The following is a 17,677-nucleotide window of genomic DNA, read 5'->3' as shown; positions in this document are numbered from 1 at the left end:
CCCGCTGCCAGTGGCCTGCCACTCGCCACGGTCGCGCGCGCAGCCAGCGACAAGGCCAGCTTCCCAACCAAGCCACTGCGCGTGATCGTGCCGTTTGCGCCGGGCGGGGCCACCGATGTGCTGGCGCGCAGCGTCAGTGACCGGCTGGGCCAGCAGCTGGGCCAGCCGGCCATCGTCGACAACCGCCCCGGCGCAGCGGGCCTGCTGGCCTGTGATGCGGTGGCCAAGGCAGTGGCCGATGGCCATACCTTGACCCTGGGGACGACCAGCACGATGCTGTCGAACCAGTTCATGTTCAAGAAAATGGCCTATGACCCGCAAAAGGACATGGTGCCCGTGGTGCGTATCTGCTGGGCGCCGATTGTGCTGGTCACCAACAGCCAGGTGCCTGCACGCAATCTGCAAGAGCTCATCGCCTATATCAGCGCCAACAAGGGCAAGCTGTCCTACGGCAGCTATGGCATTGGCTCGCAAGGCCATCTGGTGCTGGCGAGCCTGAGCAACCTGACCCAGGCGGACATGAGCCACATCGCCTACAAGGGCGAGGCGCCGATGGTGCAAGACCTTGTGGGCGGCCAGCTGATGATGGGCATCGGCAGCATCCTCTCGCTCAAGCAGCATATCGACAGCGGCAAGCTGCGCGCCATCAGCTTTACCGGCCCCAACCGCGTGCCCGCGCTGCCCGACGTGCCCACCTTTGCCGAACAAGGCCACAAGCAAGACGCGTTCACGATCTCCGGCTGGCTGGGCATGGCGGCCACTGGCGGCACGCCGGCGCCCGTGCTCGAGCAGCTTGGCGCCGAAGTGCGCAAGGCCCTGCAGACGCGCGATGTCAATGCCCGCGTGCTGGTGGCCGGCTTTGTGCCTTTGACCGATGACAGCCCGGCGCGCTTTCAGGACGACTGGAAGCGTGAGCTGCCGATCTGGAAAAAGCTGCTGGCCGATGCCGGTGTGCAGCCGACCTGAGCGCCTGTTGGCGCCTCGTCATGCCTGCTGGCACCTTGATAGGCACCTCGATTAGCACCTGGATTCGCGCCGCAAAGGCCGCACCAGCCTGCCCCCGCCACGGTCGCCCACGCCGCGACCGTGGCTTTTTGCCTTTTACCGTGGCAAATTTCAAATAAACACTGGACTTCACGAATACGAATCGTTATCATTTGCTTCAGTTTTATCCCTGTGAGCACTGCCATGCAAACCATCGCCCTACCCGCCACCCCGCTTGCCGCTGCCAGCAAGAGTGCCAGCGCGTCCCAAGGCCATGCCACGCAATCGGCCGCGCTGGAGAGCAGTGAGCTGCTCCAAGGCGCCAAAGCGGTATCCATCGTGCACAACGGCGCCATCTACCGTTTGCAGACCACCAAGCTGGGCAAGCTGATCCTGACCAAGTAAGCAAGCCTGTACCGGATTGCTGCCCCCCAGAGGCCGGGGCAAGCGCCCAGCTTCGTGCACAGCAAAAAGCCAACTCCTGGAAGTTGGCTTTTTTATGCGCGCCGGGTTTGCGATGCAGGGGGCTCGCTACACACCCAGCGGCAAATCCGCGTGCTTGAGCGTGCGCAGCACAAAGCTCGACTGGCTGTGGCGTATGCCCTTGATCTTGTAGAGCTTCTCACGCAGCAGGCGCTCGTAGTCGCGGGTGTCCTTGACGACCACGCGCAGCAGGTAGTCGTACTCGCCGGAGACCAGGTGCGCCTCCACCACCTCGGGGATGGTGGCCAGCAGCTCGCCAAACTTTTCCAAGGTGTTGTCGCTGTGGCTGTCGAGGGTCACCATCACCAGTACCGTATCGCCCAGGCCCAGCGCCTGGGGCGACAGCCGCACCGAATAGCCCTGGATCACGCCGGCCTCTTCCATCTTCTTGATGCGGCCCCAGCAGGGCGAGGCGCTCAAGCCCACCGCCTGGCCAATCTCCTGCAGGCTGGCGCGGCTGTTGTGTTGCAGCTGGCGGAGTATTTTGCGGTCCAACGTATCGAGAAGCATGATTTTCTGCAGCAATCAAGAATTTAGAATATTTTTCTATATTAATGGCATAAACCCAGGAAAGCAAAATATTTTTTGGCGTACAAGCCTGCATACTTTCTGCATCGAAACACTTTTACCGAAGTCTCTTTCTGGCAGAGCCTGCTTACCGGCAGCCCCTCTCTCCACCAGCCCCCAGGCGGTTACCGCTGCCATGGGGGCTGTTGCATTGCGGCGCAGCTGGCGCCTTCTGCAAACGCCGCTGCCATGGTCTGAACGCGGTCCCAGCAGATCCACATCCATGCCACTTGGCAACGGTGACGCAGAGGCCCCCTCGCTCGCTTCTTATGTAACAAAACTATTGCATTTGCGTCCCCGTTTCCCTGCGCAGCTTGCGCCTGTGCCATGGCATAGTGGCGCCCTGGAACAACGACAACAGACCGCCCTCTATGCGCCTAAGAGTTTGGAGATCAGCGCATACGAACGGTCAATAAGCAGCTATGTTTAAGCGACTCAACGAACTGTCCGAAAGCCATGGCGCCTTGCGCGCGGGCCGGGGCATGGTGGCCGGCGTCATTGCGCTGATCTTGGCAGCACTGTGCTTTTTGGGCGTGCTGGCCTTTCACTTCCCGCAGTACCTCACCACGCCTGAGCTGCGCCGCAGCTACAACGTCGATGTGATGCGCCAGCTGCTGTTCTGGAGCATGGTGATTGCCGGGGGCCTGTCGGTCGCGCTGATCGTGCTGGGCCGGGTGCGCTGGCTGGCCGCCTCGGCTTTTGGCCTGGTGGTGCTGTCGGCGCTCTTGGGCGGCCACAAGGTGCCCGTGGGCAGCTTTGCCACCAACACGCCCTATATCGGCCTGGACTGGTTCATTCTGGACCTGCTGGGCAGCGCGCTGATCTTCATCTTCATCGAAAAGCTGTTTGCGCTGCGCAAGGACCAGCCCGTCTTCCGCCCCGAGTGGCAAACCGATTTCCACCACTTTCTGGTCAACCACATGGTGGTCGGCTTTGTGCTGCTGGCCACCAACCTGATGGTGCACCAGTTCTTTGGCTGGGCCGCCCATGACGGCATCCGGGGCTGGGTCGCCAATCTGAACTTCTGGGTTGCGCTGTTCCTGATCATCCTGGTGGCCGATCTGGTGCAGTACTGGACGCACCGCGCCTACCATGAGGTGCCCTTGCTCTGGCGCATCCACGCGGTGCACCACAGCGTCAAAAGCATGGACTGGCTGGCCGGCTCGCGCCAGCACATTCTGGAGCTGCTGATCACCCGCACCCTGGTGCTCGCGCCCATCTATGTGCTGGGCTTTAGCAAGGAGGTGATCGATGCCTACATCATCATCGTCGGCTTCCAGGCGGTGTTCAACCACGCCAATGTCAGCGTGCGGCTGGGCCCGCTGCGCTATATCATCGTCACGCCCAACTTCCACCACTGGCACCACAGCCAGGATGCCGAGGCGCTGGACAAGAACTACGCCGCCCATTTCGCCTTTTTGGACTATGTGTTTGGCACCGCCGTCAAGAGCGATAAAGTCTGGCCTACCGATTACGGCGTGCTCGGCGACTATGTGCCCAACGGCTTTTTCAAGCAGCTGAAGTTTCCCTTCACCTGGAAGGGCTGAGCACGGCCCCCTGCGCTTGGACGCCCGACCCCATTGCTTCCATCACCCATGTCATTTCCTCCCGATTTTCGCGCCCAGGCCATGGTGCTGGCCGCCGGCCGGGGCGAGCGCATGCGCCCGCTGACCGACCACAGGCCCAAGCCCCTGCTCCCCGTGCAAGGCAAGCCGCTGATGCAGTACAGCATGGAGCAACTCGCCCGCGCCGGCGTGCAACGCCTGGTCATCAACACCGGCTGGCTGGGCCAGCAGGTGGCCGATGCCTGGCCCGCCGCCCCGGCTGAGGCGCAGCTAGGTGCAGAACGGCTGCAGATTGCCTACTCCCGCGAGGATCTGGATTTTGGTGGCGGCATCGAGACCAGCGGCGGCATCAGCCGCGCGCTGCCGCTGCTCGACGATGCCTTCTGGCTGGTCTCGGGCGATGTCTTTATCCCCGGCTTTCCGTTTGACGAGGCCCTGCGCCAGCGCTTTGCACAGAGCGATGACCTGGCCCATCTGTGGCTGGTGCCCAATGCGCCCCACCACCCCCAGGGCGACTTTGTGCTGACAGCCGAGGGCCGGGCCGAGAACCCCGCTGCAGGCGACCCGCGCCCGCGCCTGACCTACTGCTCGGTGGCGCTGCTGAAAAAAGCCCTGTTCAGCGCGCCCTACTGCGATATCCCTGCGGGCAATCCGCAGGGCACCAAGATGCCGCTGGTGCAGCAGTTCCGCGCAGCGATGCAGGCGGGCCGCTGCAGTGCCAGCCGCTACGACGGCACCTGGGTGGATGTGGGCACGGTGGAGCGCCTGCAGGCGCTCAACCCCTGAGCCGCCCAAGCAGCATCAAGGACCAGATCGGCTCCGGCGCTATGCCCTGGCAGGGTTGCGGGAATTGCGGTAAAGCCTACCACTCTGTCCACACGGAGACAGAGGCGACGACATTTACCGGCCAGATTAATCGCCCACCTTATTTATTTATCAATCACTTAGATATAAATCCACCAATAACGGCAAGGCCCAGACGTTCGACATCATAAAAACCCCAATACCGAATAGCCCCGGCTTGCCCACAATGCAAAGCGCGTGCGGGCATCCGCAGGCTCCTACAAAACCATTCGGCACAGCCGGGGAGACACGTCATGCAGATGAAAAAATTGGCCTGGGGTATCGGTATCGCAATGGGTCTGATGGCCGCAGGCCCCGCATTGGCGCAGACGACGATGCGCATCAGCATCTCGGTGGCCCAGAACTCGCACCAGGGCGTGGCCATCGACACTTTTGCCAAAGAGGTCGAGCAGCGCACCGGCGGCCGCTACAAAATCCAGACTTTCTACAACGGCGCGCTGGGCGGTGAGCGCGAGTCGATCGAAGCGGTGCAGCTGGGCACGCAGGAGCTGGCCTTCAGCTCCAGCGGCCCCGTGCCCAACTTTGTGCCCGAGACCAAGATCCTCGACGTGCCCTTCCTGTTCCGCGACAAGGCCCATGCCCGCGCGGTGCTCGACGGCCCCATTGGCAACGAGCTGCTGGCCAAGTTCGACAGCAAGGGCTTTAAGGCCCTGGCCTGGGCCGAGAACGGCTTTCGCCATATGACCAACTCCAAGCGCGCGATCAACAGCCCCGACGACACCAAGGGCCTGAAGATGCGCACGATGGAGAACCCGGTCCACATCCAGGCTTACAAGGCGCTGGGCATCATCACCACGCCGATGGCCTTCCCCGAGGTGTTCACCGCACTGCAGCAAGGCACGGTCGATGGCCAGGAGAACCCGCTGCCGGTCATCACCTCGGCCAAGTTTGACCAGGTGCAAAAGCACCTGAGCCTCACCGGCCATGTCTACTCGCCCTGCATCCTGGTGATGAACAAGGCCGCCTACGACAAGCTGAGCGCCGACGACAAGACTGCCTTTGTGCAAGCCGCCCAGGCTGCCACCAAGGCCAACCGCGCCCGTGTGGACCAGGACGACACCAATGGCGTGGCCGAGCTGCGCGCCAAGGGTATGCAGGTGGTGGAGAACGTCGACAAGGCCAAGTTTGTCGCCACCTTGACAAAGACCAATGCCGACTTCGAGAAGCAGTTTGGCAAGGCTAACCTCGACCGCATCCGCAACTTCCAATAGGAGCCACTAACACAACCCTTGATACGTCGTTGCCAAGCCTTGTCGTACGTCTGTACTGCCTGCGGCTTGGCGCCTAGTCTCAACCGCAAACCTTCGGTTTGCTGGGTCGTGTTAGCAGCTCTAAGCCCTGCGCTGGGACAGGTGCATGCACCTCTCCATCGCAGCGCCTCCCTTGGTCCCCCCACCGCTGCTGACGCCTGCCCGGCGCCAGCAATTGCCGTGTCAACCCGCGCAAGGAGGGTGGCGCCAGGCGGCTTTGCATGCGCCTGCCCACCCCGGTCACCATGAAAAACGCTTTTCTTGCTTTCGAGCGCTGGACATCGGGCATCGCCATGGCTGGCGCCTGCCTGATGCTGGCCATCGCATCCACGCTGGGCATGTTCCAGATCATCACCCGCTTTGTGCTCGAAGAGCCCGCCGAATGGACCGAAGTGCTGATCCGCTTCAGCCTGATCTGGATGGTATTTCTCGCGATCCCAATGGCCTTTCGCCAGGGGGCCATGGTCAGCGTCGATGTCTTGAAGCGCTGGGCACCACCGGCGATGCGCCGCGTGCTGAGCGGCTTGGTCTGCATCGCCACCTTGGCGCTGCTGGCCGTGCTGATCTGGTGGGGCTGGGACTATGCCCGCCGAGGCGGCGTGCAAACCATGGCCGGGCTTGAATCGCTGTCCATGTTCTGGGCCTACCTGGCCGTGCCCGTGGGTGCTCTGTTTGCCGTGCTCGGCGTCATCGGCAACCTGCTCGAACCCCAAAATACTGAACTGGAGAACGCGCAATGACCGCCGTGATGCTTTCCACGATGGTGCTGTGCTTTGCGCTCACCGTCTCTGTCGCCGTGTCCATCGGCTTGGCCTCGGTGCTGGGCATCCAGGCCAGCAATGCCAATATGCTCATCTCCGTCAAGGAGATGTTTGGCGCGATCAACAAATTTCCGCTGGCCGCCATCCCGTTCTTTATTCTGGCCGGCAACCTGATGGAGACCGGTGGCATCTCGCGCCGGCTGGTGGAATTTGCCAAGAGCATTGTCGGCGGCGTCCAAGGCGGCTTGCCAATGACCTGTGTGCTCACCTGCATGATCTTTGCAGCCGTCTCGGGTTCCTCGGTGGCCACCACCTTTGCGATCGGCGCCATCTTGATTCCCGCACTGATCAAGCACGGCTACCCCAAGAGCTATGCGGCCGCGCTGCAAGCGACCAGCGCCGAGCTGGGGGTCATCATTCCACCATCGATTCCAATGATTCTTTACGGCGTCAGCGCCGAAGTGTCGATTGGCGAGTTGTTCATCGCCGGCTTTGGTCCCGGGCTATTGATCAGCGGGGCATTGATGTTTTTTGTCTGGGCCTACTGCAAGTACAAGGGCTGGGGCAAGACCGATGGCGAAGGCCGCCTGGGCTTTGGCAAGGCCTTTTTGCAGGCGGGCTGGGCGCTGTTGATGCCGGTCATTATTTTGGGCGGCATCTATGGCGGCGTCTTTACCCCTACCGAGGCATCGGCCGTGGCCGTGTTCTATGCATTGGTCGTGGGCGTGCTGATATACCGCGAGATCAAGATCCGGGACCTGTATGCGATTCTTCGCAAATCGGCCATCTCCTCGTCGATCATCATGTTCATCATCGCCAATGCTGGGTTGTTCGCCTTTTTGATCACCCGCGCAGGCGTGCCCGATGCCATCGGCCACTGGCTGGAGCAGGTACTGCAAAGCCCAGCCATGTTCCTGCTGGGCGTGAACGCGGCGCTGTTCATCATCGGCATGTTCATCGAAACCAGTGCCGCCATCATCGTGCTGGCCCCGATCCTGGCACCGGTAGCCATGCACTTTGGCATCGACCCGGTGCATTTCGGCCTCATCATGGTGGTGAACCTGGCGCTGGGCATGATCACGCCGCCCTTTGGCGTCAACCTGTTTGCCGCCTGTACCGTAGCCCGCATATCGCTGGACCAGATCATCAAACACCTGCTGCCCTTTGTCGGGGTGATCTTGCTGTGCCTCTTGGTGATCACCTATGTGCCGGGCATATCGCTGGGCTTGCGCGATCTGGTCTACCGCTGATCTGGCCCGCTTACATCGCTAAGCCACCGCCCGCCGGTGGCTTTTTTGCGTCTTGGCCAACCCTTTTGCAGGCGCAAGCGGCCAGTTGCCGCTAAAATCGCCGCAGTCAGGAGAGAGTCGCCCCCGTTGGACCCCAACGCGCAGCGCGGCCGCCGAAGGCGCAGGCTACTGCAGATGCAGCTGCTGAACGCTCAGGCAAAAGGACTGGCCCCGCCGCGCAGCCTATGCCTGCCGGCGTTCCCAGCTGGAGAGAGATGGCGCCTGGACGCCATCCACCGAAGGAGCAAGCCCCCAGGCCTCAAGGCGGCGGGTGAATCTCTCAGGTAAAGCGGACAGCAGGGCAAACAGCGTGCAACCGGCAACGGATGCATGCCTTGTTATTTGCCCTGGAGAGTCCATGTCCGCCAACGCATCCGCCCTGCTGTCCACCCCTTTGAACGCCCTGCACATCGAGCTGGGCGCCCGCATGGTGCCCTTTGCCGGCTATTCCATGCCCGTGCAGTACCCACAAGGCCTGATCGCCGAACACAAGCACACCCGCACAGCAGCGGGCCTGTTTGATGTCTCCCACATGGGCCAGCTGCGCCTGATCGGCCCCGACGCGGCCGCTGCCTTTGAAACCCTGGTGCCCGTCGATGTGATCGACCTCGCCATTGGCAAGCAGCGCTATGGCCTGCTGCTCAATGACGAGGGCGGCATTGTCGATGACCTGATGTTCTTCCGCGTCTCGGAGCAGGAGCTGTTTGTCATCGTCAACGGTGCCTGCAAGGCGGCCGATATGGCGCTGATCCGCGAGCGCATCGGCCAGCGCTGCCAGGTGCTGCCCCTGCCCGACCAGGGCCTGCTGGCCTTGCAAGGCCCCCAGGCGGCCACCGCGCTGGCCCGTCTGGCACCCGGTGTCGAGCAACTGGTGTTCATGACCGGTGGCGATTTTGATGTGGACGGCATTGCCTGCTTTATCACCCGCAGCGGCTACACCGGCGAGGACGGCTTCGAGATTTCGGTGGCCGGCCACGAGGCCGAGGCGCTGGCGCGCAAGCTGCTGGCCCAGCCAGAAGTGCAACCCATCGGCCTGGGCGCGCGCAATTCGCTGCGCCTGGAAGCGGGCCTGTGCCTCTACGGCAGCGACCTCGATGCCAGCACCACCCCACCCGAGGCGGGCCTGAACTGGGCGATCCAGAAGGTACGCCGCAGCGGCGGCGCCCGCGCTGGCGGCTTTCCCGGTGCGGACAAGCTGCTCGCGCAGATCGACAACCCGGCAACGTTGACGCGCAAGCGCGTCGGCCTGGTGGCGCAAGAGCGCATTCCCGTGCGCGAGCAGGTCGAGATCCGCAACCTGGCTGGCCAAGTGGTCGGCGTGACCACCAGCGGCCTGCTGGCCCCGACCATCGACAAGCCGATTGCCATGGCCTATGTGGAGCCCGCTTTGACAGCCATCGGCACGCAGCTGCATGCGATGGTGCGCGGCAAAGCGGTGCCCGTTGAGGTGGTGGCCATGCCTTTTGTCCCTCCCCGCTATTTCCGCGGCTAAAGTAGCTGCTGGGTGCGGCTGCCCGCACCCGCCTGAGCACAATTCAAGCCTACAAAACTGGAGTATTCCTATGACGATCAAGTTCTCCCGCGACCACGAATGGATCAACAGCGCCGACACCAATGCCGCCATCGTCGGCATCACCGTCCATGCGCAAGACGCGCTGGGCGATGTGGTGTTTGTCGATCTGCCTGAAGTCGGCGCCTCCTTCAACCAGGGCGATGTCGCCGGTGTGGTGGAGTCCGTCAAGGCCGCCGCTGACGTCTTCATGCCGGTGACCGGCGAGATCGTCGAAGTCAACGAAGCGCTGCGCAATGACCCCTCGCTTGCCAACTCCGACCCGCTCAACAGCGGCTGGTTCTTCAAGGTCAAGCTGAGCGATGTGTCCCAGCTCGACGCGCTGCTGGACGAGACCGCCTACAACGACTTCGCCGCCAACGCCTGACGCCCTGGCCCTGCTGCTGGCCTGCCACTGAACATTTTGCGGGCCACCAGCAGGCCAGCCCTCGGGCTGACCCACTTTTTTCCTCGCTGCCAGCGCTCTTTGATACCGCGCCAGCCCCAACCCCTCCATTTACACCGCCTCGGACCATGCTGATGCCCTCCAAAGAGCCCCTCGCCGCGCTGGAAAACGCCAGTGAATTCATCGCCCGCCACATTGGCCCCAGCAGCGCCGACGAGGCCAGCATGCTGGCGGCCCTGGGCCTGCCCTCGCTCGACGCATTGATCGAGAAGGTGCTGCCCGCCTCCATCGTGCGCAGCAAGCCGATGGACCTGCCCGAGCCCGTGACCGAAGCGGCCGCGCTGGCCGAGCTCAAGGTCCTGGCCAGCAAGAACCAGGTGCTCAAGAGCTTTATCGGCCAGGGCTACTACGGCACTTTCACGCCCGGCGTGATTTTGCGCAATATCCTCGAGAACCCTGCCTGGTACACCGCCTACACGCCCTACCAGGCCGAAATCTCGCAAGGCCGCATGGAAGCGCTGGTCAACTTCCAGACCATGGTCTGCGACCTGACCGGCATGCCCATCGCCAATGCCTCGATGCTGGACGAAGCCACGGCCGCTGCTGAGGCCATGACCCTGGCCAAGCGCTCGGTCAAGTCCAAGAGCAACCGCATTGTGCTGGCCGGTGACCTGCACCCCCAGACCATCGAAGTCATCCAGACCCGTGCCGCGCCACTGGGCCTGGAGGTTCTGGTGGCCAACAGCAAGGACGAATGGGAATCGGCCCTGGCCGGCGAGCTGTTTGCCGCCGTCATCCAGTACCCGGCCTCAAGCGGCTGGATTGTGGACTGGAAGGCCGACGTCGATGCCATCCATGCCAAGCAGGCCGCCGCGATTGTGGCCACCGATCTGCTGGCGCTGACCCTGCTCACGCCGCCTGGCGAATGGGGTGCCGACATCGTCGTGGGCAACAGCCAGCGCTTTGGCATGCCCATGGGCGCCGGCGGCCCGCACGCCGCCTTCATGGCCTGCCGCGATGACTACAAGCGCTCGCTGCCAGGCCGCCTGGTTGGCGTCAGCGTCGATGTGCATGGCAACCCGGCCTACCGCCTGGCGCTGCAGACGCGCGAGCAGCATATCCGCCGCGAAAAGGCCACCTCCAATATCTGTACCGCCCAGGTGCTGCCCGCAGTGATTGCCAGCATGTACGCGGTCTACCATGGCCCGGCCGGCCTCAAGCGCATTGCCCAGCGCGTGGCACGCCTGACCGCTATCCTGAGCCGTGGCCTGGCGGCGCTGGGCTTTAGCGCCCGCCACCATGACAGCGCTTTCGACACCTTGTCGCTGCACACCAAGGACGCCACCGACGCCATCCTGGCGCGCGCACTGGCCCAGGGCGCCAACCTGCGCAAGGCCTGGGGCGAGTACCTGTGCATCAGCCTGGACGAAACCTCCAGCCGCGCCGATGTGGAACTGATCTGGAGCATCTTCGCCCAGCCCGGCCAGGCCCTGCCCAACATCGAGGCCATGGACGAAGGCAGCACCTCGCTGATCCCCGAAGCACTGCAGCGCACGAGCGCCTACCTGACCCACCCGGTCTTCAACACCCACCATTCCGAGACCGCGATGCTGCGCTACATCCGCAGCCTGTCGGACAAGGACCTGGCGCTCGACCGCAGCATGATCCCGCTGGGCAGCTGCACGATGAAGCTCAACGCGACCAGCGAGATGATCCCCATCACCTGGCCCGAGTTTGCCAACATGCACCCCTTTGCCCCGGCCGACCAGCTGCAAGGCTATGCGCTGCTCGATGCCCAGCTGCGCGAATGGCTGTGCCAGGCCACCGGCTACGCCGGCATCAGCCTGCAGCCCAATGCGGGCTCGCAAGGCGAGTACGCCGGCCTGCTGGCCATCAAGGCCTACCACGCCTCCAAGGGCGAGGCGCACCGCAATATCTGCCTGATCCCCAGCAGCGCCCACGGCACCAACCCGGCCAGCGCGCAGATGGTGGGTCTGCAGGTGGTGGTCACCAAGTGCGATGACAACGGCAATGTGGACATGGCGGACCTGCAACTGGCCTGCGAGAAGCACAGCGCCAACCTGGCCTGCATCATGATCACCTACCCCAGCACGCACGGCGTGTTCGAGACCCAGGTGAAGGAGCTGTGCCAGCTGGTGCACAGCCATGGCGGCCGCGTCTATGTGGATGGCGCCAACATGAACGCCCAGGTCGGCCTGGCCGCACCGGGCGAATTCGGCGGCGATGTCAGCCACCTGAACCTGCACAAGACCTTCTGCATTCCCCACGGCGGTGGCGGCCCGGGCGTCGGTCCCGTCTGTGTGGTCGAAGACCTGGTGCCCTTCCTGCCCGGCCATGCCACGGCGGGTGTGCCCGGCAAGGTGGGCGCTGTCAGCGCCGCGCCGCTGGGCAATGCCGCCGTGCTGCCGATCAGCTGGATGTACATCCGCATGATGGGCGAGCCCGGCCTCAAGCGCGCCACCGAGACGGCGATCCTGAACGCCAACTACATCAGCAAGCGCCTGGAAGCCCACTTCCCGACCCTGTACGCCGGTGAGCACGGCCATGTGGCCCACGAGTGCATTCTGGATCTGCGCCACTTCAAGGACAGCTGCGGCGTGATGGCCGAGGACGTCGCCAAGCGCCTGATCGACTACGGCTTCCATGCGCCGACCTTGTCGTTCCCGGTGCCCAATACCTTGATGGTCGAGCCCACCGAGAGCGAGAGCCTCTACGAGCTGGACCGCTTCATCGCAGCGATGATCGCCATCCGTGGCGAGATCGCCGACATTGAAGCGGGCCGCGCCGCGCAGGATGACAACCTGCTCAAGAACGCGCCCCACACCGCCGAGACCCTGCTGGCCAGCGACTGGAGCCATGGCTACAGCCGCGAGGCTGCCGCCTACCCGGTGCCTGCGCTGCGCCGCGCCAAGTACTGGAGCCCCGTGGGCCGTGTCGACAACGTCTATGGCGACCGCAACCTGTTTTGCAGCTGCGTGCCGCTGGACAGCTACGGCACCTCGGCTTAAGTCTTAAGATAGCCTTCGGGCTTCTTCCGAAGCGACCCCAGCGGGTCGCTTTTTTACGCCTCTTCCTCCATCAGCAAAAATCAGCCCGGGACTGCACCCGAGCGCGGAGACTTCTTGGCATGGACAGCATCCTCATCATCGTCATGGGCGCAGCGCTCGCCGGCTTTGTGCAGGGCCTCTCGGGCTTTGGCTACAGCATGACGGCCATGGCTCTGTGGGCCTGGACCCTGGAGCCCTCGCTCGCGGCGGTGCTGGCGGTGTTTGGTGGTCTGTGCGGGCAGATCATCCAGGCGCTCAAGGTGCGGCGCGGTTTTGACGGCCGCATGCTCTGGCCCTTCTTGCTGGGGGGGCTGTGCGGCCTGCCGCTGGGCCTGCAGCTGCTGCCCATGCTCGATGCCCAGCTGTTCAAGACCGTGCTGGGCGCGTTGCTGGTCCTCTTCTGCCCGCTGATGGCCTTCTCCCACCGGCTGGGGGGCATCGCATCGGGGCGGCTCAGCCAGGGCCCCGGGCGTGCGCTGGCCAATGGGCTGGCGGGGCTGGCCGGCGGGGCCATGGCGGCGCTGGGTGGTTTTTCGGGCGTGGTGCCCACCTTGTGGTGCCAGATCACCGGCATGGCGCGCGACACCCAGCGCCAGGTGATCCAGAACTTCAACCTCACGATGCTGGCCGTCACCTTTGCCAGCTATGTGGGCACGGGCCTGGTGAGCCAGCGCATGCTGCCGCAGCTGGCGCTGGCGCTGCCGGCCATGGTGCTGCCCTCGCTGTGGGGGGCGCGGCTCTACGAGCGCATCAGCGATGTGGCCTTCAAGCGCGTGGTGCTGGGCCTGCTGACCCTCGCGGGCTTGGCCATGCTGGCTTCGAACTGGGCTTGACGGGGCTTGGGCTGTTGCGAATAAGTGACAGACCCGGCATCACCCATGCCCGGCCTCTGAGGGACGGGCAAAGCACTCCTATAACAATTGTCAGAGTCCCTCGCTGGCGCTGAAAAAGCCCCGGGCCAGCCCCGATAATCCAGTCGGCCTCTCTCCAGCCCAGGCCAGACCGGTGTCCGCATCTGGCCCTGCGCCATGGGAAAGGACACACCCCAACCCATGCCCGCACGACACCCCCAGACCCTTTTGCCCGCTGAAGGAATGGACACCAATGGCCCAGCCCTGGAGTCCATGGTGGCCGGTGCGCGCTCGCTGAGCACCTACCTGGTGCTGCTGATGCTGGCAGCGGCGCTGCCCATCTTGGCCGCGGGCATCTACACGGTGCAGCATGTGGCCCAGTCCTACCGGGACAGCAGCCTCAACCGCATGCTCGACATCACCAGCAACCTGGGCCAGGCAGCCGAGTCCGACCTGCTCAACCGCGCCAGCATGCTGCAGTCCTTTGCGGCAGATGGCAACTTCTCCTCGCCCCGCGCGCTGGACCGCTGGCTGCGCCTCACTGGCATGGCGGCGCCCAGCAGCCTGGTGCTGCTGCGCCCGGGCCAGGAGCAGCCCGACATGGCCTCGTCGGCAGCGCCCGCGCTGCTGCCGATCCAGCGGGCGCTGGCCGATGAGGCACTGCGCAGCAGTGCGCCGGCTTTTTCACAGCTTTTCTTCCAGGACGGCCAGGCGGCAGTGGCGATGGCGGTGCGCGTGGCCGCTGCATCGCCCCAGGTGCTGGTGCTGACCACGCCACCGGCCGAGGTGGTGAGCATCGCGCCCAGCCAGACCAGCGATAGCGTGCTGATGGCCATCACCGATGGCGAGGGCCGGATACTGGCGCGCTCGGCCCATGCCGAGCGCTTTATCGGCACCACCGTGCCCGACTGGGCCAGGCTGCAGGCCGTGGGTGCCCACCGGGGCAGCTTCGAGGCCCTGCGTGCCGATGGCGGCCAGGTGATCTTCAGCTTCTACCAACTGCCCAAGACGCCCGGCTGGGTGGTGGTTGCCGGCGAACCACTGCAAGCCTTCAACGCCCGCTGGCAAACGCCGGTCATCCATATCGTGCTGGCCAGCCTGTCCGCGCTGGCCATTGCGGGCCTGCTCTGCGCCTGGGTCTCGCGCCAGCTGCTGCGCCCCATCCGCCAGCTGACCATCAGCACGCGCACCGGCGCGTCCTATGCCGCAGCCACCGGCGACGGCCAGGTGCTGGTGGTGCAGGAGTATGAAATCCTGCGCCAGAGCCTCAGCCGTGCACGCGCGCGCATCGAGTCGACCTTGGCTGCGCAAAAACAGGTGGCCGCTGCGCTGGCCGCCAGTGAGCAGCGCGCCCGCACCTTGGCCCATGCCGGCGCGTCGGTGCAGTGGAGCCTCGATGCCAAAGGCCGCGCGCTGTCCATCGTCGGTTGGCAGGCCCTGGGTGGCGCGCCCGATGCGCAGGCCCTGCAGCTGGGCTGGCTGCGCCATGTGCACCCCGAGGACGCCGCGCAGCTGCAAAACCAGGCCGTGCCGCTGTTGACCGACCACCGCCACACCTTGGATGTGGAGTTGCGCCTGCGCACCCAGGACGGCGCCTGGCGCTGGATGCGCGCCCGGGGCGCCGCCATTGTGGACGAGCAGCAGCGCATCAGCGAATGGCTGGGCGTGCTCGAAGACGTGGACGACCGCAAGCGTGCGCAGGCCGAGGTCGCCTACCTGGCGCTGCACGACCCGCTCACCGGCCTGCCCAACCGCAGCCTGTTGCAAAAGCCGATCTGCACGCCAGGCGGCACCGCTGGCGCCTTGCTGTATCTGGACCTGGACCGCTTCAAACAGGTCAATGACACCCTCGGCCACGCCACCGGCGACGCGCTGCTGTGCGCAGTGGCCGAGCGCCTGCGTGAGCTGCTGCGCGACACCGACCTGGTGGTGCGCATGGGCGGTGACGAATTTTGCATCGTGCAAAACGCCTCCTCGGCACAAGCCGCTGCCAGCCTGGCCCAGCGGGTGATCGACAAGCTCAGTGCCGACTATGTGATCGAAGGCCAGCGGGTCAGCATTGGTGTGTCCGTGGGCATCGCGCTGCTGACCCAGCCCTCTGACACGCAAGACCCGGACGGCCTGCTGCGCAAGGCCGACAGGGCGCTCTACCAGGCCAAGCAGCAAGGCCGGGGGCGCTATGCGTTCTACACCGAGGCGCTGGGCAGCAGCAGCCCATAACACGCAGGCCCCCTGCCCGCGCTGAAACGAAAAAGCCAGCGCTATGGCTGGCTTCTCTCATCGGTCCGGCTGGCGCCAGTGCCCGCGACTACTTGCCACGGATATAGGTGTTCACCGCGCGGTTGTGCTCGTCCAGGCTCTGGCTGAAATGGCTGCTGCCATCGCCCTTGGCGACAAAGTACAGCGCCTTGGTGTTCTCGGGCTGGATTGCGGCCATCAGCGAGGCCTTGCCGGGCATGGCGATCGGCGTGGGCGGCAAGCCGGCGCGGGTATAGGTGTTCCAGGGCGTATCGGTCTGCAGGTCGCGCTTGCGCAGATTGCCATCGAATTTTTCACCCAGGCCGTAGATGACGGTCGGGTCCGTCTGCAGCAGCATGCCGATGCGCAGGCGGTTGATGAAAACCCCTGCCACCATCGCCCGGTCCTCGGCTCGTCCGGTTTCCTTCTCGACAATGCTGGCCAGCGTCAGCAAATCCTGCGGGCTCTTGAGCGGGCTGTCCGAGGGATTGAGCGACCAGACCGCTTCGAGCCGCTTGTCCATCGCCAGCATCGCGCGGCGCATCAAGGCCAGATCGCTGCTGCCCTTGGAAAACGCATAGGTATCGGGGAAAAACCGGCCTTCGGCCGGCATATCGGGCCGGCCCAGCGCTGCCATGATCTGCTCGGGCGTCATGGCTGCCGTGTCGTGGCGCAGGTGCTCTTCCTTGGCCAGGGCCGCACGCACCTGGCGCAGGTTCCAGCCTTCGACAATGGTCAGCACGCGCTGGCTGTCTTCACCGCGCACCAGGCGCGCCAGCAGGCTGCGCGGCGTCGTGCCGGCGGGTATCTCGTAGTTGCCCGCGCGGATCTTGCGGTCCTGGCCCGAGAGGCGGAACCACCAGTACAGCAGATCCGGATTCACCTCGATGCCCACGGCCTGCACCGCCTGGGCCACCGCACGCGGCGAGGTGCCCGGCTCAATCTCCAGCTCTGCGGTGCTGCCGCCTTTGCCCAGGGCCAGCGGCTGGTTCAACCAGACATAGCCCGCACCGGCAGCGGCCAGTGCCAGCACAACAATCAACATGAATAAACGCTTCACAACCCTACCGCCTCCGTGCAATGGAGCGAGCATCATAATTCACCCCATGACTCAAGCATTACAGGGACACCTTTCGCTCCAGCATTTGGGCGTAATCCGCGCCGAGGGCGCCGATGCCGCCAGCTTTTTGCAGGGCCAGCTCAGCCATGATGTGCAGTTGCTGCCCGTCGGCCAGGCCAGGCTGGCGGCCTTTCTGTCGGCCAAGGGCCGCATGCAGGCCAGCTTTATTGTGATCAAACGCAGCGCAGACGAGTTCTGGCTGCTCCCCAGCCGCGATGTGCTGCCCGCCACGCTCAAACGCCTGTCGATGTTTGTGCTGCGCGCCAAGTGCAAGCTCAGCGATGCGACCGAGGCCGTGCAACTGCTGGGCCTGGCCGGTGATGCCGTGCCCGCCGAAGCGCGCAACCTGGCGCCCTGGCAAGTGCTTGCGCTGGAGGATGCTTCCGTGGTGCGCCTCTATGCCGCAGACGGCGAGAGCCGTGCGCTGCTCGCCGCCCCTGCGGGCAGCACCCTGCCCGCGCAGGCCACGGCCAGCCCCGCCATCAGCGCGGAGGCCTGGCAGCTGTCCATGGTGCAAGCCGGTGTGCCACTGATCACCACACCAGTGGTCGATGCCTTTGTGCCCCAGATGCTGAACTTTGAATCGGTCGACGGTGTGAGCTTCAAAAAAGGCTGCTACCCCGGCCAGGAAGTGGTGGCACGCAGCCAGTTCCGCGGCACCCTCAAGCGCCGCATGTACCGG

General features: G+C 64.5%; 15 protein-coding genes and 2 riboswitches. Of the genes, 13 read left to right on the top strand and 2 right to left on the bottom strand.

Annotation, left to right across the window (positions count from 1 at the left end; genetic code table 11):
• Together H928_RS29455 and hemP are read left to right on the top strand one after the other, a co-directional pair.
• Positions 1-966, top strand: a 966-nt coding sequence (locus tag H928_RS29455; RefSeq protein WP_158400624.1) for a tripartite tricarboxylate transporter substrate binding protein, incomplete at its 5' end; no start/stop codon positions are given.
• Positions 967-1,188: 222 nt separating this feature from the next.
• Positions 1,189-1,389, top strand: a complete 201-nt coding sequence (gene hemP / locus H928_RS0122995) for a hemin uptake protein HemP (RefSeq protein WP_021028607.1) — start codon at positions 1,189-1,191, stop codon at positions 1,387-1,389.
• 126 nt (positions 1,390-1,515) lie between these two features.
• Here the strand turns inward: hemP and H928_RS0122990 are convergent, their stop codons facing one another.
• Positions 1,516-1,977, bottom strand: coding sequence for an Lrp/AsnC family transcriptional regulator (locus H928_RS0122990; protein WP_043341700.1), 462 nt, complete (start codon positions 1,975-1,977; stop codon positions 1,516-1,518).
• A gap of 479 nt (positions 1,978-2,456) precedes the next feature.
• On the opposite strand from H928_RS0122990, the gene H928_RS0122985 reads away from it, so the two are divergent.
• From H928_RS0122985 to H928_RS30375, 10 genes are all read left to right on the top strand, one after another.
• Positions 2,457-3,581, top strand: coding sequence for a sterol desaturase family protein (locus H928_RS0122985; protein WP_021028605.1), 1,125 nt, complete (start codon positions 2,457-2,459; stop codon positions 3,579-3,581).
• Positions 3,582-3,629: 48 nt separating this feature from the next.
• The gene (locus H928_RS0122980; protein ID WP_021028604.1) at positions 3,630-4,385 is read left to right on the top strand and encodes a nucleotidyltransferase family protein; all 756 of its coding nucleotides are present in this window, start codon (positions 3,630-3,632) and stop codon (positions 4,383-4,385) included.
• Positions 4,386-4,696: 311 nt separating this feature from the next.
• Entirely contained in the window at positions 4,697-5,674 is a 978-nt protein-coding gene (locus H928_RS0122975) for a TRAP transporter substrate-binding protein (RefSeq protein ID WP_021028603.1), read from the top strand.
• A 284-nt stretch (positions 5,675-5,958) separates the two neighbouring features.
• A complete protein-coding gene (locus tag H928_RS0122970) occupies positions 5,959-6,453 on the top strand; it encodes a TRAP transporter small permease (RefSeq protein WP_027011305.1) in 495 nt (164 codons plus the stop codon).
• Entirely contained in the window at positions 6,450-7,724 is a 1,275-nt protein-coding gene (locus tag H928_RS0122965) for a TRAP transporter large permease (RefSeq protein ID WP_021028601.1), read from the top strand. Before H928_RS0122970 ends, H928_RS0122965 begins: the two co-directional genes overlap by 4 nt.
• A gap of 97 nt (positions 7,725-7,821) precedes the next feature.
• Positions 7,822-7,941, top strand: a riboswitch (glycine riboswitch).
• 17 nt (positions 7,942-7,958) lie between these two features.
• A riboswitch (glycine riboswitch) is annotated at positions 7,959-8,070 on the top strand.
• A gap of 51 nt (positions 8,071-8,121) precedes the next feature.
• Entirely contained in the window at positions 8,122-9,255 is a 1,134-nt protein-coding gene (gcvT, locus tag H928_RS0122960) for a glycine cleavage system aminomethyltransferase GcvT (protein ID WP_021028600.1), read from the top strand.
• Positions 9,256-9,325: 70 nt separating this feature from the next.
• Positions 9,326-9,700: a glycine cleavage system protein GcvH gene (gcvH, locus tag H928_RS0122955; RefSeq protein ID WP_021028599.1), complete on the top strand. Its 375-nt coding sequence runs from the start codon at positions 9,326-9,328 to the stop codon at positions 9,698-9,700.
• A gap of 146 nt (positions 9,701-9,846) precedes the next feature.
• Positions 9,847-12,747 (top strand): aminomethyl-transferring glycine dehydrogenase, encoded by a 2,901-nt coding sequence (gene gcvP, locus H928_RS0122950; RefSeq protein ID WP_021028598.1) that lies wholly within the window; start codon positions 9,847-9,849, stop codon positions 12,745-12,747.
• A 119-nt stretch (positions 12,748-12,866) separates the two neighbouring features.
• Entirely contained in the window at positions 12,867-13,619 is a 753-nt protein-coding gene (locus tag H928_RS0122945) for a sulfite exporter TauE/SafE family protein (protein WP_021028597.1), read from the top strand.
• A 219-nt stretch (positions 13,620-13,838) separates the two neighbouring features.
• Positions 13,839-15,857 (top strand): diguanylate cyclase domain-containing protein, encoded by a 2,019-nt coding sequence (locus H928_RS30375; protein WP_158400623.1) that lies wholly within the window; start codon positions 13,839-13,841, stop codon positions 15,855-15,857.
• Positions 15,858-15,945: 88 nt separating this feature from the next.
• Here H928_RS30375 and mltG read toward each other — a convergent pair whose 3' ends face one another.
• On the bottom strand, positions 15,946-16,920 hold the full coding sequence (gene mltG, locus H928_RS0122935) for an endolytic transglycosylase MltG (protein WP_148293274.1): 975 nt from the start codon (positions 16,918-16,920) through the stop codon (positions 15,946-15,948).
• Positions 16,921-16,981: 61 nt separating this feature from the next.
• Between mltG and H928_RS29445 the strand changes: the two genes are divergently transcribed.
• On the top strand, positions 16,982-17,677 hold a 696-nt coding region (locus H928_RS29445), incomplete at its 3' end, for a folate-binding protein YgfZ (RefSeq protein WP_043341679.1).

Source organism: Comamonas sp. B-9, from assembly GCF_000410635.1.
Classification (GTDB): Bacteria; Pseudomonadota; Gammaproteobacteria; order Burkholderiales; family Burkholderiaceae_C; genus Comamonas.
This window is presented reverse-complemented; position numbering and strand designations above follow the sequence as displayed.

Coding starts and splice junctions, on each gene's coding strand:
- hemP (WP_021028607.1), top strand. CDS start 1,189: ATGCAAACCATCGCCCTACCCGCCACCCCGCTTGCCGCTGCCAGCAAG.
- H928_RS0122990 (WP_043341700.1), bottom strand. CDS start 1,977: ATGCTTCTCGATACGTTGGACCGCAAAATACTCCGCCAGCTGCAACAC.
- H928_RS0122985 (WP_021028605.1), top strand. CDS start 2,457: ATGTTTAAGCGACTCAACGAACTGTCCGAAAGCCATGGCGCCTTGCGC.
- H928_RS0122980 (WP_021028604.1), top strand. CDS start 3,630: ATGTCATTTCCTCCCGATTTTCGCGCCCAGGCCATGGTGCTGGCCGCC.
- H928_RS0122975 (WP_021028603.1), top strand. CDS start 4,697: ATGCAGATGAAAAAATTGGCCTGGGGTATCGGTATCGCAATGGGTCTG.
- H928_RS0122970 (WP_027011305.1), top strand. CDS start 5,959: ATGAAAAACGCTTTTCTTGCTTTCGAGCGCTGGACATCGGGCATCGCC.
- H928_RS0122965 (WP_021028601.1), top strand. CDS start 6,450: ATGACCGCCGTGATGCTTTCCACGATGGTGCTGTGCTTTGCGCTCACC.
- gcvT (WP_021028600.1), top strand. CDS start 8,122: ATGTCCGCCAACGCATCCGCCCTGCTGTCCACCCCTTTGAACGCCCTG.
- gcvH (WP_021028599.1), top strand. CDS start 9,326: ATGACGATCAAGTTCTCCCGCGACCACGAATGGATCAACAGCGCCGAC.
- gcvP (WP_021028598.1), top strand. CDS start 9,847: ATGCTGATGCCCTCCAAAGAGCCCCTCGCCGCGCTGGAAAACGCCAGT.
- H928_RS0122945 (WP_021028597.1), top strand. CDS start 12,867: ATGGACAGCATCCTCATCATCGTCATGGGCGCAGCGCTCGCCGGCTTT.
- H928_RS30375 (WP_158400623.1), top strand. CDS start 13,839: ATGCCCGCACGACACCCCCAGACCCTTTTGCCCGCTGAAGGAATGGAC.
- mltG (WP_148293274.1), bottom strand. CDS start 16,920: ATGTTGATTGTTGTGCTGGCACTGGCCGCTGCCGGTGCGGGCTATGTC.